This is a genomic window from Arthrobacter sp. NPDC056493 (assembly GCF_042795115.1).
GTDB lineage: Bacteria > Actinomycetota > Actinomycetes > Actinomycetales > Micrococcaceae > Arthrobacter.
In genome coordinates this window covers 26,964-40,191 of sequence record NZ_JBHTSL010000035.1, presented here as the reverse complement: position 1 = coordinate 40,191, position 13,228 = coordinate 26,964, and the positions used below count along the sequence as shown (strand labels likewise).

Sequence of the window (13,228 nt, the reverse complement as noted above, 5' to 3'; positions counted from 1 at the left end):
GCTTTCCTTGGATCTCTTAGCCCTTGACCGTGGTCAGGATCTGGGTGGTGAGTGAACTGAGGGATTTGTTGCGGGTCTCTTCGGCCCAGGCGATGGTGATCAGCAGGCCGAGGATCGTCAGGCCGACGCCGATCATCATGGTGGGGCCGGTGCCGAGGCCGCTGAGCGAGAGCGGCACCATGTACGTGCCGATGGCGGCACCGATGCGGCTGATGGCCGTTGCGAGTCCGACGGCGGAGGCCCGGACGCTGGTGGGGAACAGCTCGTTGGGGTAGATGAACACGAGGATGGTTCCAGCGCCGCTGGCCAGGGTGAAGAGGAAGAAGAACACCATGACGAGCCAGGCGGGGCCTTCCGGCCAGAGTCCCAGCGGGAGGAGGAACACCGCCGCTGCCACGAACGTCCAGATCATGAGCGGGCGCCGGCCCAGGGTTTCAACCCAGCGGAGGGCCGGGAGGGTGCCGATCAGGAAGCCCAGGTTCAGGACGATCTGGCCGAGGGTTTCCTCGGCACCGCCGTGGGCCAGACCGAATTGGGACAGGATGATGGGTCCGTAGGTGAAGAGCGCGAACTGCGGCAGGGCGATGCACATCCAGGTCAGGCCGCAGAACAGGGTCCGCTTCAGGAAGGGGGCCTTGAGCAGCGTGCCGAAGCCGGACGTGGTCCCGGGTTCGTCCGTGGCGATGAGCGCGCGTACTTCCTCGGTGGTGACGTCGCGTTCGAGTGCCTTGGAGAGAGCTTCGCGGGCTTCTTCGAACCGGCCCTTGGCTACCAGCCAGCGCGGCGACTCATGGGCGCCGAAGCGCAGAAGCATCACAAGGATGCCGAACACCGCGCCGCTTGCCAGCATCCACCGCCAGGCCTCCGGCCCAAAGGCACTCGAGAGCAGGAAGCCCACCAGGTAGGCGACGATGGCCCCCACCAGCCAGATGGTGGAGAGCCAGCCGATGATTGCACCGCGGCGGCTCTTGGGCATCCATTCGGTCAGGAGCGCTGTGGCAATCGGGTAGTCGGCGCCGACGGCCAGGCCCACAATCAGGCGGAGGAGGATCAGCTGGAAGCCGTCATCGATGAACAGGCAGGCGGCGGAGGCGATCACCATGGCCAGCAGGTCCACGGTGTACATCATCTTCCGGCCGATGCGGTCGGTGATGGGGCCCAGGACCAGGCTTCCAAGGAACAGGCCCACCAGGGATGCGGCTCCTGCGAGGCCCAGCTCCACCGAACCAAGCCCCAGCTCTGCGCTGGCGCCGGTCAGGGCCACGCCCACGATGCTGAGCAGGTAGCCGTCCAGGAATGGACCGCCTGAGCAGGCAGCAATGAGCCGGCGGTGATACCTGGTGAGTGGTCCGTCGTCTATGAGATGCGCGGACGGAGCAGCAGTTGTCGCAGTCATGGCGTAGTCCTAAGTCAGGTGGAAATAGGCCGGATTCGGCTGGGTGTGATTGCCGTCACCGGCGAGTGAAATCAACAGTACGGAGAGTTTTGCTCGAGGTGTAGACTCAATTCACGACCCTTCCTCAAGGAAACGCCTATGTCTAATCTCACGCTCCAGCAGCTCCGCTACTTTCTCTCCGCCGCGAAGCACAAGACCCTGTCCGCGGCCGCTGAGGCGGAGCACATCGCGCAGCCGAGCCTGTCCGAGCAGATCCGCCGGCTGGAACAGAGCCTCGGGGTGAAGCTGTTCACCCGCACCAACCGGGAGCTGCAGCTCACGGAAGCAGCGCGGCTGCTGCTGCCCAGCGCGCAGCGTGCGCTGGCGGAGGTGGATGGCCTGACTGACCTGGTTCGGGAAGTGCGCACCCTGCAGGGCGGCACGGTGTCGTTCGGCACGTTCAACAGCGCGCACCTGTACCTGCTGACCGGCCTCATCCGTGACTTCCACGAACAGTATCCGCTGGTCAAAATCCGCGTGGTGGGCCTGAACTCTTCGGAGGTTGCGGACGCCGTGCGCTCAGGTGAACTGGAAGCCGGACTCGTGCAGCTTCCGGTGGATGACCGGGGCCTCTCGGTTGGGCCTCCAGTCCTTCGCGACGAGGTGGTCTATGTCAGCGCCGATCCGGGACGCCTGCAGGGCCCCATGTCGATCGAAAAGCTGGCGACAGCCCCGCTGATCCTGTCCGAGGCGCGGTGGTCCGATTCGGACCCGCTTCGGCTTTCCTTGACCGAGCGTGCCCAGCACGCAGGAGTCACCCTGGACCCCATCGCCGAGGTGGAGTTCCAAACGCACGCCGTGGAGTTGGCTGCGCAGGGCGTCGGAGATTCCCTGGTTTCGTACCATGTGGCCAAGTCGATGCTTCAGCAGCACGGACTCGGGCATGTCCCGCTCGAGCCGGCCTTCCACGAGCACTTCGCCTTCATCACACGGATCAACGGCTCGATTTCACCGGCGACCCGAGAATTTATCAAGCATGCCCATCGGCACATCTCACTCCTGCAGAACACCAGGCCGCGGGAACGCAAGGGCTCGTAGCCGGTTCACCCTGGGCGCAGTGAGGCACCGGCCCGGCCCGGCCTGGACGGCCAGGCCGGCGCCTGCGGGTTCACCTATGCCGCGTTGACGTTTTCCCGGGCCGGAACCATCCGCGCTTTCGGGTAGGCCGCAAGCAGCCGGCGGGTGTCTGCCATTTGCTCTTCCCAGACCGCGCGGACTATGTCGATTCTGTCGTCGGCGGCCTGCAGGGCCGAGAGGTAAGCCGCAATTCCTGCTCCGCCCTTGCCGGCCGTTTCGTGCAGTTCGATCATCTGCAGGGCAGCCTTTGCCTGCACCCCGTAGACCGGAATTTGCGGACCGCGCGGGGCGCTCATTCCGATGAGATACAGCTTTTCCAGGGTCGCTGGGACAATGCCGCCGGCATACCGCAACGGGACCCCGCCGCGGCGGCTCAGGAGGGTCTCGTCGATGAACGGCAGGCTGGCGTGAAAGCCCGTTGCCCAGAGTATGGTGTCGTATTTCTTGGACGTGCCGTTGGTGAAGCGCACGGTTGTGCCGTCGAAGCCCTCGATGCCGGGCATGATGCCGACGCGGCCATGGTGGATCCAGTACAGCAGCAGGTCGTTCACCACCGTGCTGCCCTCCGCGAGGGTGCGATGCTTGGGTTCGGGCATGCCGGGGTAATTCTGCCATTCGCCTATGGAGACACGGGCCAGGAGCCGGTTGATCAGATCCTGCTCGTCCGGGGCGAACTGGGCCAGGAATGCAACTTCCTGGCGGGGCTTGCCGAAGTAGGTCTTCGGCTGGAAGTAGGTGCCTTCGCGGATGACGATGTCCGCTTCGAGCCTGTGCTGGGCAACGTCGACGGCCAGGTCGCAGCCCGAGTTCCCGGCGCCGACCACCAGCACCCGGGTTCCCTCGATGTCCTCGACGTTGCGGTAGGAGCCGGAGTGGATCTGTTGTCCGGTGAAGGTTCCGGGGAAGGCAGGGATTTTCTGGTCCCAGAGGTGGCCGTTGGCCACGAGGACACCGTCGTAGTCGATGCTCTCACCGGTTGCGAGGGTCACCGTCCAGCCCGCGGACCCGGCGGGGCCGTCTGCCGGGATCGGCACCACCGAGTTGACGGCGGTGTTGAACCGGATGATGTCGTAGTGGCCGTGGTGCCGGGCATAGGACTCCAAATACTCCCGGACCTGGTCCCGGCGCGGGAAATGCGGATAGTGCGCCGGCATCGGGAAGTCCTCGAAATGGGTCATGTCCCGGGACGTGATCAGGTGGAGGGCGTCATAGTCGGTGTGCCAGTGGCCTCCGACCCTGTCGGTCTTTTCGAAACAGTCGACGTCGTAGCCTGCCTCGCGCAGCTGCTGGAGGGCCGAAATCCCCGCGGCTCCGGCGCCAATCACGCAGTACCTGGTCATCGCAGCGTCACCCCGCCGTCAATGAGGAAGTCCGCGCCGGTGGCAAAAGATGATGCCTCGGAGGCGAGGTACACCACCAGCGGGGAGATTTCCTCGGGCCGGGCGCGGCGGCCCAGCGGTGCGCTGGAGGATGTGCCGCCGGCGGGCTCGTCACCGTTCATGGGCGTTTCGACGCCTCCCGGGCTGATGGAATTTACCCGGATGTTGTGGGGTGCGTATTCCAGGGCGGCGGCGCGGGTGAGGGCCAGGACGGCCGCTTTTGACGCGGAGTATGCGCCGTAGGCTTCGGCACCTCGGTGGGCTGCGGTGGAGGCGACGTTGATGATGGTGCCCCCGCCACGCCGCGCCATGGCCGGGAAGGCGGCCTTCATTCCGAGCAGCACCGAGGTGGTGTTCACCTTGTGGATCAGATCCCACTCGGCAACGTTCAGTTCGTTCAGCGGGGTGACGCGGATGATGCCGGCGTTATTGACCAAGGTGTCCAGTCCGCCGTCGTGCTTTTCGATATTTTCGACGGCGGCCGCCCAGGCCGCTTCATCGGTGACGTCAAGGTGGATGTAACGAACGGCGTGGCCCTTCTCGGCCAGGGCCGCCGCCGTCTTTTCACCCACCTCGTCCAGGACGTCGGCGATCACGACCCGCCGCCCTGATGAGGCGAGGGCTTCTGCGTGTGCTGCGCCCTGACCCCGGGCGCCTCCGGTGACAAGTGCGACCCGCTCGTTGTGCTCAGTCATTGTGGCTGTTCCTTTGTGATTAGTGGCGTAACGGCTTAGAGCATGTTCGGTTCGCCGACTTCAGCGGCGCTGGGATCCATGCCATATTTCTTCAGCAGCCCGGCGATGGTTCCGTCCTTGCGCAGTTCCTCGATGTTCTCGTTGATGGCTTTGGTGAGTTCGGGGCTGTCCAGCTTGGTGGGCCAGTTCAGCTGGCCGGGGTGAGCCGTGACGGGGATGCGGGGATCGGGCTGAAGCGGGATGATCTTGGCATCCTTGATGGGGTTGGATTCGAAGCGTGCCGTGGTGGCTCCGACGCTGTCGATGACGGCGTCGATGCGGCCGGCGGCGAGGTCGTTGAAGACGGCTTCCGGATCCTGGTAGACGGCGAACTTGTCGCCAAAGACCTGCGCAAATTCGTCGTTCCAGAGGTTGCCGGACACGGAACCGATCTTCTTGCCGTCGAGCTCTGCGACCGTCTTGTAGCCGGCGACCGATACCAGGGCGCCCTGGTCGAGGTAGACGGGGTTGCTGAGGGCCACGAGCTTTGCCCTTGCCTTGGTGCGCCACCAGTCGCTTGCTGCCAGGTCGGCGCGCCCCGCCTGGACTGCGGGGATGGCGGCGCCGGCGCCTCCGGAGGCTTCGACGCTGACGGTGAGGCATTCCCGTTTGGCGATCTCGTTGAGGAGATCGCCTTCCACTCCGGTGATCTGGTTGCCCTCGAGCTTCAGGTGGGGGGCGAAGTCATAGGCCGCGACGGTCAGCGTGCCTTTGGTGATGGTGCTGAACTGGTGTTTTGGGGTACAGGAGGGGTCGACGGCGGCACCTGCGGTGGGACTGCAGCCCGAGAGGGCGAGGGCGAGCAGGCCGGCGGCCGCGCTGAGGCTGAGGGGAGCGGTTTTGCGGATCCAGGCGGGGGTTGTTTTCACTGTGGGTCTTCCTTGTCGGGAGGGCTGAAATGGTTGGGGATGTGCTTAGAGGTACCGGTTGAGGCGGCGTTCGCCGAGCCGGACGAACGCGAGGGCGAGCAACGTGATGGAGCCATAGAGGACTGAGGTGAGGCAGAAGATGCTGAGGTATTGGAAAGTGATGGATCCCAGCGCGTAGGCCTTGGACATGAGTTCGGGGACTGCGATGACGAAGGCGAGTGAACTGGTCTGGAAGATCGTCACTGCCAGGCTGGCCAGCGGCGGGGTGGAGATCCTGATGGCCTGGGGCAGGATGATGTACCGGAACCCGGTCCAGCCGCGCAGGCCTGACGTCAGTGCAGCTTCGCGCTGGCCCCTGGGCACTGAGGCGATCCCGGAACGGAACAGCTCACTGGAGTAGGCGCCGGTGGTCCAGGACAGGGAAATCACGGCTGTGGCGAAGGCCGGAAGGGTGACACCGCTTTCGGGCAGACCGAAGTACAGCAGGTACAGCAGCACCAGCGCGGGGGCGCCCCGGCCAATTTCCACCAGCACGAGAGCCACGATGCGCAGGGGAGCGGTGCTGCTTTCGATCGCCAGTGCCAGCAGCAGGCCAAAGGGCATGCCGAACAAAAGGCACAGGCCTGTCAGCGTGAGGCTGATGCCGAGCCCGGGGGTCAGCGCGGGGAGCCAATCGATCCATTGGTCAAAAATGCTCATCAGGCCACCTCGAGTTTCTGGCGGAGGCTGCGGTCAACCCGCCGGGCGGCGAAGGCCAGCGGCACACTCATGGCGATGTAGAGGGCTCCGGCAATGCAAAAGGCAAGGAGGCCCTGGTGGGTGGCGCGGGAAACGGCACTGGCCTGGTAGGTGATTTCGTGGACTCCGATGGTGGAAGCCAGGGCCGAATCCTTGAGCAGCGCGATCGCGTAGGCGGCGACTGCCGGGAGGGTCACCCGGAAGGCCTGCGGGGTGATGATGCTGCGTGTGGTGGCGAAGAAGCCCATACCCAGTGCTGTGGCCGCTTCCCATTGGCCGCGGGAAATGCCGAGCAGGCCCGAGCGGTAGGTTTCTGCCATGTAGGCCGAAGCGATGACGGAGAAGCCCAGGACGGATGCGGACACGGAGTCCAGCCGGAGGGCGTACTGGGGGAGTCCGAAGTACATGAGGAACAGCCAGGTGATGGGCGGAATGGCCCGGACGACGTCGATGTACAGCGTTGCGGCGACCCGGAGGGGTGTCCATGTGGAGCGGCGGGCGGCGACCAGTGGCAGGGCGAGCACACCACCGATGCCCAGGGACACCAGGGTGATGTAGGCGGTCAGGCCGATACCGGAAGCGATCTGCGTGAGCATTGGGGTCACCGGTCCAATACGGCGCGAAGGAACTTCTTTGTCCGTTCGTGCGCGGGGGCCGTCATGACCTGCTGGCTCGGACCGACTTCGAGCACTTGCCCGTCGGCCATGACCATGACCCGGTCCGAGACGTCGCGGGCGAACTGCATTTCGTGGGTAACAACGATCATGGTCATGCCCTCATCGGCGAGGTCGCGCATGACGGCGAGGACTTCGAGGCCGAGTTCCGGGTCCAGGGCAGAAGTGGGTTCGTCAAACAGCATCACCTTCGGCGTCAGGGCCAGAGCGCGGGCAATGGCGATGCGCTGCTGCTGGCCTCCGGAGAGGCGGGAAGGGTGCTGGTCGCTCTTGGCTGCCAGGCCCACCCTGGCAAGCAGGGATTCGGAGACGGCGCGGGCTTCTTCACGGCTGCGGCCCAGGACCTTTACCTGGGGAAGGGTGATGTTCTCCATCACGGTCAGGTGGGGGAAGAGGTTGAACCCCTGGAAGACCATTCCTGTGACCCGTCGTAGCCTGTCCAGGCTCCTTCGGTCCGGACGTTTCGCGTGGGCGTCCACCGTTGTTCCATCGATGGTGATGGTTCCCGCCGTCGGGACTTCCAGGTAGTTCAGGCACCGAAGGAAGGTGCTCTTTCCGGCTCCGGAGGGGCCGATGATTGAGACGACCTCTCCTTCGGTCATCTGCAGGTTTATGTCGGTAAGGACGGTGTGCTTGCCGTAGGACTTGTGGAGGCCCGCCACGTGCACCGCACCCAAAGTGGGTGGTGACGTGGCGGGCACTGTTGCAGTTTCCATGACATGAGCCTCCCGGCTATCCATAGGTTTTATCTTGGGATAAGAAAGATGTAATCAGGATCACCTTTGGATTACAAGAGTCATCCGAAGAATTTCCGGATGTTAAACAAGCGGGAAACATGAGCCGGTAGGTCTATCCATAGGCTCTATCTATGCGATTTCAAGAAGCCGCCTATAGACTGGCAGCACTCGAGGAAAGGAGTCGCCGTGACCATCCTTCAGGTCAACTACTTCCTGGCGGCGACAGCTGCCGGATCGTTGACGCAGGCCGCCGAAGAGCTGGGTATTTCCCAGCCCACGCTGTCAGAGCAGATCCGAAAATTGGAACAGGGCCTCGGCGTCGCGCTCTTCACGCGTGCCAAGCAGGGGCTCACGCTGACGGAAGCCGGCCAGCGTTTCCTGCCCCATGCCCGAAAAGTGGCACGCGACTACGAAACGGCGATGCACTCGGTCTCCGGGATTCGCGACCGTGAAGAGGGCACCGTTGCATTCGGGATGTTCAATAGCGGTCAGTACGTCCTGTCCGGGCTTGTCCCGGCCTTCCGCGCCCAGCATCCGAACATCCATGTGCGGGTAGTCGGGTGGAACTCAGCGCAGGTGGCCGATCAGGTCAGATCCGGGCGCCTTGAAGCCGGGGTGGTGGCACTGCCGATCGATGCCCGCGGCCTTACCATCGGTGACGTCCTCTGGTCCTGCGAAGCGGCCTATTTCCATACCAAACCCGCACTGACCGAACCGGTCACCATCGAGGGGCTGCTGCAGCGGCCGCTGGTCCTCCCCGATTCCGGGTGGGCGCAAAACGACCCCACCCGGCGCCAACTCAGCGAGCGGGCCCAGACCCTGGGGATGCCCTTCACGCCGGATATCGAAGTGGAAACTGGCTCCGCCGCACTGTCAGTGGCTGCGGCAGGGACAGCCGGAGCAGTGGTTTCCGTTCCGGTTGCCGAAGCCCTCGGCTACACCAAGAAACTCAATTGGGTCAGCCTCGACCCGCCCCTGATCGAAACCTTTGCGATCATCAGCCGGGACCCGGCCAGTCTTTCCCCGGCGACGCAGGCCATGATCAAGCTGGCCGAGGAACACATGCGCATGCTGCACCGGGAGTACCAGCCGTCCTAGCTCTCACCCCAAGGATGCTGGACCCCCAAAACTGGGGCTCGTTCAGGAAACGCCAAGCTTTTTACAAGTTGTTCACCAGAACATGTTCCGAGGGGGAGTGCACGCAAGTTGCCAGGACCACGGCGGCAGGCGCTTCGATTATTCGAAGCCGACTTGGAGGGTTGCTCTGGTCTGGCATAGGCAGACAACTCCAAAAAGTGGTGAGGCTAGTGAGCATCCCTATACAGGCCGACGTTCAACTCCCGGGAGCAATGTTACTGGACCCTGCATTCCCTCCCACGGGCGGGAGTGGTAGAGGTCGCAGGACATCCTGGCCCGGCCTAAGGCAGGGGGGTGATCGCTCAGCTGGTCTTCGCCTGCGCGCGTCACGGAATCCGGGGCTCCCTGCGTTGCTGGCAGCGCTGTTGCTTGCGCTGGGTGTCCTGGTGGTGCCGGTGACGGCGACGGCGGCTCCGGGTGATGTTGGTGTTGACGCTGCATCACACGTGGGGACAGGGACGCCGACGGGAACGAAGCGGCAGACAAATGCGCTGTGGTTCAACGACGGGATCTGGTGGGGGAACCTGTGGGACACCGGTAGCTCGGATTTTCACATCTTCCGGTTCAATGCGGCGACGAATTCGTGGGCTAATACGGGTGTAGCGACGGAGACACGGGCGAACACCCATCATGACGTGCTGTGGGACGGGACAACGTTGTATGTGGCGAGCTATCGGTTCGTCAACGACGGCTTGCCGGCAGAGCCGAACTTCCCGACGACGATGCGGCGTTACAGCTACAACTCGAATACGAAGACCTACTCGCTGCTAAGTTCCAGAAACATCCACAACCACAAAGTTGAGACCATGTCCATCGACAAGGACTCCAGTGGCCGGGTGTGGGCCACCTGGCAGCAGGACAACCGGATCTATCTGAACGTCACTGGCACGGACGGCACGACATGGGGTACCCCGTTCCCGCATCCTTCGTCGTTGGGCAGCGTGTCTGTAGACGACAATTCGGCTCTGATCGCGTTCGGGCCCGGCAAGATCGGTCTGATGTGGAGCCGGCAGGTCGGTGATGCCACCGACGGCATGTACTGGAGCTCCCGCGTCGATGGAGCGGCGAACACCGCCTGGACCACTCCTGTGGCGGTGGTGAAGGGGCCGCGCACCGGTGATGACCATATGAACCTGAAGTGGCTGGACTCCTCGAATTCCCGGGTTTTCGCCGCTACTAAGACGTCATTCACGTCGGCCTCTGAGCCGCTGATCCAGCTGTTGGCATTCGACGGTACGACGTGGTCGTCGCACACGATCGCGACTGTGTCGGAGTGCCCGAACCGGGTGATCGTCCTGATTGATGAGAGCACGCAAAGGCTGCGTACCTTCGCTACCTATCCGAAGCCGAGCGGCACGACGAACGCTGGTGTCTGCACAAGCTCGGGAGGCGCGATCTACGAGAAGTCCACGCCGCTGAACAGCATCAACTTCACCACCGCGAAGACCGCCCGCATCGTGGATGCCGACCAGTACGTGCACAACGTGACGTCGACGAAGCAGAACCTCAACAGTGCGGCGCGGGGCACGGCCAACAGCGGTCTGCTGCTGCTCGCCGATGTGAACGCCACGAGCCGGTACTGGCACTCCTACGACCCCAGCAGCGGTCCCGGTGGTGATACGACGGCTCCGACGGTGACGGGCACGTCTCCGGCCGCTGGTGCACCTGGTGTGTCGGTGACGGCGGATGTGACCGGGACGTTCTCGGAGGCGATGAATGCGTCGACGGTCACGTCGAGCACGTTCACGTTGACTGACGGAGCGGCGACGGTGCCGGCCGTTGTGACGTACAACAGCACGGACAGGACTGCGACGGTGAACCCCGGCGCGGATCTGGCAGCTGGCAGGACGTACACGGCTACGATCAGGGGCGGCTCCACTGGGGTAAAGGATGTTGCCGGCAACGCATTGGCGTCGAACAGGACGTGGACCTTCACCACGGCTGCCGCAGGCGGAGGCACCTCGCAGACCGTCACGCTCACGGCCACCGCCGACAGTTATGTGTCGAACGGGGCGGCGGCAACGAACTTTGGTGCGAGCACACTGCTTGGCGTGGACAACAGCCCGGTGGAGGTCACCTACCTGAAGTTCGACCTGTCGGCGTACGCGGGCAGGACACTGGAGAGTGCGACGTTGCAGCTGCGTAGCGCCGGGAGCGGATCGACGGGTACGCAGAGGGTCAAAGTGGTCGCTAGCGACACCTGGACCGAAGGTGGGATCACCTTCAGCAACCGACCGGCACTCGGCACCACCACCATTGGCACGCTCGGTCCGACAACGACCAATACCAACTACAGCGTGCCGCTGACAGTCACCGGCCTGACCGGTGAGCTCGGACAACAGCTTTCCCTTGGTATGGACTCCAGCAGCAGCGACGGCCTGGACCTCAGCTCAAGGGAGGTCGGCAGCACTGCCGCACCCAAGCTCGTGCTCACCCTGAACTAGTAGGCGGACGGTGTCGGCTCGGCCGGCACCGTCCACACCGGCAACACCATCAGCCCGACACCACCCAGACAGGGGACGACCATGCGCACCAGGCAGACCAATGCACTGCACTTCGACATCCATGGCCGCGTCACGATCCGCGTTGACGCAAAGGCGCCGGCAGCGACCCAGCTGCAGACTATGTTGGCGTGCTTCGCCAGCGACACTGAACGGCCGGCCGATATCGTCGTCGATGACCGGCCGGAGCCGATGCCGGATGCGGGTCTGCTCGAGCACGAGCTCGCGTACACGGGCAACAGCGTGCGTTTCCAAGCCGATCGGGTCCAGGTAGTGAGGGACGCAGAGCAGTGGCGCATTCATGGGCCTGGCGAGCTGTTGACCACCGTGGTCCCTGTTCTCGATTCCGCCATGGTGGGTCGCGGAGCCGCCATGATTCACGCGGCAACGATGGCGTACCGGGGTCACGCGATCGCGCTTCCCGCCGCCGGGGGGACCGGCAAGACGAGCACCGTCGCCAAGCTGATGCGGCGCGAGGGGTGGTCGTTCATGGGCGACGACTGGGCCTTCCTCGCCGAGGACGCCACGCTGCTCGGCTACGCGAAGCCGATGTTCATCAAGCCGCACCACCGGGCCATCTACCCGCACCTGTTCGAAGGTGTCCGGAAGCCCCTCGTCCCGTCCCGGCTCTCGCAGAGCGTCGGTCGTCTTACCACGGTGGTGCACCCGTACGTCATCCGTTATCCGCGCCTCGCGGACATCGCCCGGCGATGGTCGCCGGAGCACCGCATGGTCAGGCCGGGGACCGCGTTCCCGGGCCGGGAAGTGACGACTTCGGCCCCGCTCGCGGCCGCCGTCTACATCGAGCGCTTCGAGGGCGCCCGGTCCCGGATCGTCGAGCGGACGAGCGAGTGGATGGTCGACCGCATGCTCGGCAACTTCCACATCGAGATGGCGGGCTTCTCGCAGCAGGTGGTGACCGGCCTGGCTGCCACGTCCGTCGTCCCGTGGCGCGAGCACTTCGATGCGAAGGGGGTCGTGCTGAACAAGGCGCTCGACGGACGGCCCTGCCACCTGCTGCAGGTGCCTTCTGCATACTCGGCGGACGAGGCGTCGGACGACATTGTCCAACATCTCGAGCAGCTGTTGCCGTCCTTCCTCGACGAGCAGGCGTGAGGAGGACACAGTGGGTCACAGCACTGCCGATGTCACCGCCGTCGTTCCGGCACGCAACGCGGAGCGCATGCTCCCGCGCTGTCTGGAGGCCCTGCGTCAGTCGGGTGTCGCCGAGATCATCCTGGTGGACGGGTGCTCCACCGACCGCACCGTCGACCTCGCCCTCGCGGCCGGTGCCCGGGTCGTAAGTGACGAGGGCCGCGGCCTGCCATGGGCCCGAACGCTCGGTGTGCGGAACAGCAGTACCCGCTGGGTCCTGCTCGTCGACACCGACGTCGTGTTCGGGCCCACGGGGGTCGCCGATTTGCTCACGGAGCTGGTCGAAGGCGGCTATGACGCCCTGCAGGCCGGGCTGGAAAGTGTCGGTGGACCGGGATACTGGGGGCAGGCGCTGGCACATCACCATCGGACCGGCCGCAGCCGCAACTGGTTCGGGCTCGTGGCGACTGTCGTCGACCGGGACCTGATGCTGGGCGTGGGTTTCGACGACTCGTTCAAATCGGGGGAGGACATCGAGTTGCGTTGGCGGATGCGGGAGTCCGGGCTGCGAACAGGAGTGTCACGCCGTGTCGTCGTCGAACATCGTTTCGCCGCAGACGGCTTCGACTTCGCGCTGGACCAGTTTCTCATGGACGGAACGGGACTGGGGCGGATGGTCCGCAAGCACGGCTGGCGCGGTGCGAGGTTGGCGCTGCTGCCCGCCGCTGCGGCGGTCCGGGGCAGCGCCTTGAGCCTCGCCGCGGGCCAGCCCCGGTGGCTGCGCTACTACGTCGCCTTCTGCTGGTACAACTACGTGGGCCTGACAAGGGGCCTCGCGTCGTGATGGCCAGG

General features: G+C 64.6%; 12 protein-coding genes. 5 read left to right on the top strand and 7 right to left on the bottom strand.

The genetic code is table 11. The features are described 5' to 3' along the window. Positions 1-16: 16 nt before the first annotated feature. Complete coding sequence (locus ACFQ50_RS14780; RefSeq protein WP_377996306.1) at positions 17-1,396, bottom strand: MFS transporter; 1,380 nt, start codon at positions 1,394-1,396, stop codon at positions 17-19. Between the two features lie 138 nt (positions 1,397-1,534). Between ACFQ50_RS14780 and ACFQ50_RS14775 the strand changes: the two genes are divergently transcribed. Beyond that, a complete protein-coding gene (locus tag ACFQ50_RS14775) occupies positions 1,535-2,473 on the top strand; it encodes a LysR family transcriptional regulator (RefSeq protein ID WP_377996305.1) in 939 nt (312 codons plus the stop codon). 74 nt (positions 2,474-2,547) lie between these two features. On the opposite strand, the gene ACFQ50_RS14770 is transcribed toward ACFQ50_RS14775, so the two are convergent. Genes ACFQ50_RS14770 through ACFQ50_RS14745 form a run of 6 tightly spaced genes read right to left on the bottom strand, consistent with a single transcriptional unit; the run spans position 2,548 to position 7,622 of the window. Then, complete coding sequence (locus ACFQ50_RS14770) at positions 2,548-3,852, bottom strand: flavin-containing monooxygenase (RefSeq protein WP_377996304.1); 1,305 nt, start codon at positions 3,850-3,852, stop codon at positions 2,548-2,550. Further along, on the bottom strand, positions 3,849-4,586 hold the full coding sequence (locus ACFQ50_RS14765) for an SDR family NAD(P)-dependent oxidoreductase (protein ID WP_377996303.1): 738 nt from the start codon (positions 4,584-4,586) through the stop codon (positions 3,849-3,851). Before ACFQ50_RS14765 ends, ACFQ50_RS14770 begins: the two co-directional genes overlap by 4 nt. Before the next feature lie 35 nt (positions 4,587-4,621). Continuing rightward, on the bottom strand, positions 4,622-5,494 hold the full coding sequence (locus ACFQ50_RS14760) for a substrate-binding periplasmic protein (protein WP_377996302.1): 873 nt from the start codon (positions 5,492-5,494) through the stop codon (positions 4,622-4,624). A gap of 45 nt (positions 5,495-5,539) precedes the next feature. Next, complete coding sequence (locus ACFQ50_RS14755) at positions 5,540-6,193, bottom strand: amino acid ABC transporter permease (RefSeq protein ID WP_377996301.1); 654 nt, start codon at positions 6,191-6,193, stop codon at positions 5,540-5,542. After that, a complete protein-coding gene (locus ACFQ50_RS14750; protein ID WP_377996300.1) occupies positions 6,193-6,828 on the bottom strand; it encodes an amino acid ABC transporter permease in 636 nt (211 codons plus the stop codon). The genes ACFQ50_RS14755 and ACFQ50_RS14750 overlap by 1 nt, the downstream gene beginning before the upstream one ends. Before the next feature lie 5 nt (positions 6,829-6,833). Then, positions 6,834-7,622 carry an amino acid ABC transporter ATP-binding protein gene (locus ACFQ50_RS14745; RefSeq protein WP_377996299.1) on the bottom strand — a complete coding sequence of 263 codons (789 nt, stop codon included), beginning with the start codon at positions 7,620-7,622 and terminating at the stop codon, positions 6,834-6,836. Positions 7,623-7,829: 207 nt separating this feature from the next. Here ACFQ50_RS14745 and ACFQ50_RS14740 point away from each other — a divergent pair, with 207 nt between their 5' ends. The 4 genes from ACFQ50_RS14740 to ACFQ50_RS14725 all read left to right on the top strand — a co-directional run bounded on the left by ACFQ50_RS14740 (position 7,830) and on the right by ACFQ50_RS14725 (position 13,220). Next, on the top strand, positions 7,830-8,741 hold the full coding sequence (locus tag ACFQ50_RS14740) for a LysR substrate-binding domain-containing protein (protein ID WP_377996298.1): 912 nt from the start codon (positions 7,830-7,832) through the stop codon (positions 8,739-8,741). Positions 8,742-9,130: 389 nt separating this feature from the next. Beyond that, complete coding sequence (locus ACFQ50_RS14735) at positions 9,131-11,224, top strand: Ig-like domain-containing protein (protein WP_377996296.1); 2,094 nt, start codon at positions 9,131-9,133, stop codon at positions 11,222-11,224. An 81-nt stretch (positions 11,225-11,305) separates the two neighbouring features. Next, positions 11,306-12,397 (top strand): hypothetical protein, encoded by a 1,092-nt coding sequence (locus tag ACFQ50_RS14730; protein ID WP_377996295.1) that lies wholly within the window; start codon positions 11,306-11,308, stop codon positions 12,395-12,397. Between the two features lie 10 nt (positions 12,398-12,407). Then, positions 12,408-13,220: a glycosyltransferase gene (locus ACFQ50_RS14725; protein WP_377996294.1), complete on the top strand. Its 813-nt coding sequence runs from the start codon at positions 12,408-12,410 to the stop codon at positions 13,218-13,220. Positions 13,221-13,228: the final 8 nt, after the last annotated feature.

What these genes read in the sequence shown, in the direction of transcription:
- ACFQ50_RS14775 (WP_377996305.1), top strand. Translation starts at nt 1,535, where the DNA reads ATGTCTAATCTCACGCTCCAGCAGCTCCGCTACTTTCTCTCCGCCGCG.
- ACFQ50_RS14780 (WP_377996306.1), bottom strand. Translation starts at nt 1,396, where the DNA reads ATGACTGCGACAACTGCTGCTCCGTCCGCGCATCTCATAGACGACGGA.
- ACFQ50_RS14730 (WP_377996295.1), top strand. Translation starts at nt 11,306, where the DNA reads ATGCGCACCAGGCAGACCAATGCACTGCACTTCGACATCCATGGCCGC.
- ACFQ50_RS14750 (WP_377996300.1), bottom strand. Translation starts at nt 6,828, where the DNA reads ATGCTCACGCAGATCGCTTCCGGTATCGGCCTGACCGCCTACATCACC.
- ACFQ50_RS14745 (WP_377996299.1), bottom strand. Translation starts at nt 7,622, where the DNA reads ATGGAAACTGCAACAGTGCCCGCCACGTCACCACCCACTTTGGGTGCG.
- ACFQ50_RS14765 (WP_377996303.1), bottom strand. Translation starts at nt 4,586, where the DNA reads ATGACTGAGCACAACGAGCGGGTCGCACTTGTCACCGGAGGCGCCCGG.
- ACFQ50_RS14770 (WP_377996304.1), bottom strand. Translation starts at nt 3,852, where the DNA reads ATGACCAGGTACTGCGTGATTGGCGCCGGAGCCGCGGGGATTTCGGCC.
- ACFQ50_RS14755 (WP_377996301.1), bottom strand. Translation starts at nt 6,193, where the DNA reads ATGAGCATTTTTGACCAATGGATCGATTGGCTCCCCGCGCTGACCCCC.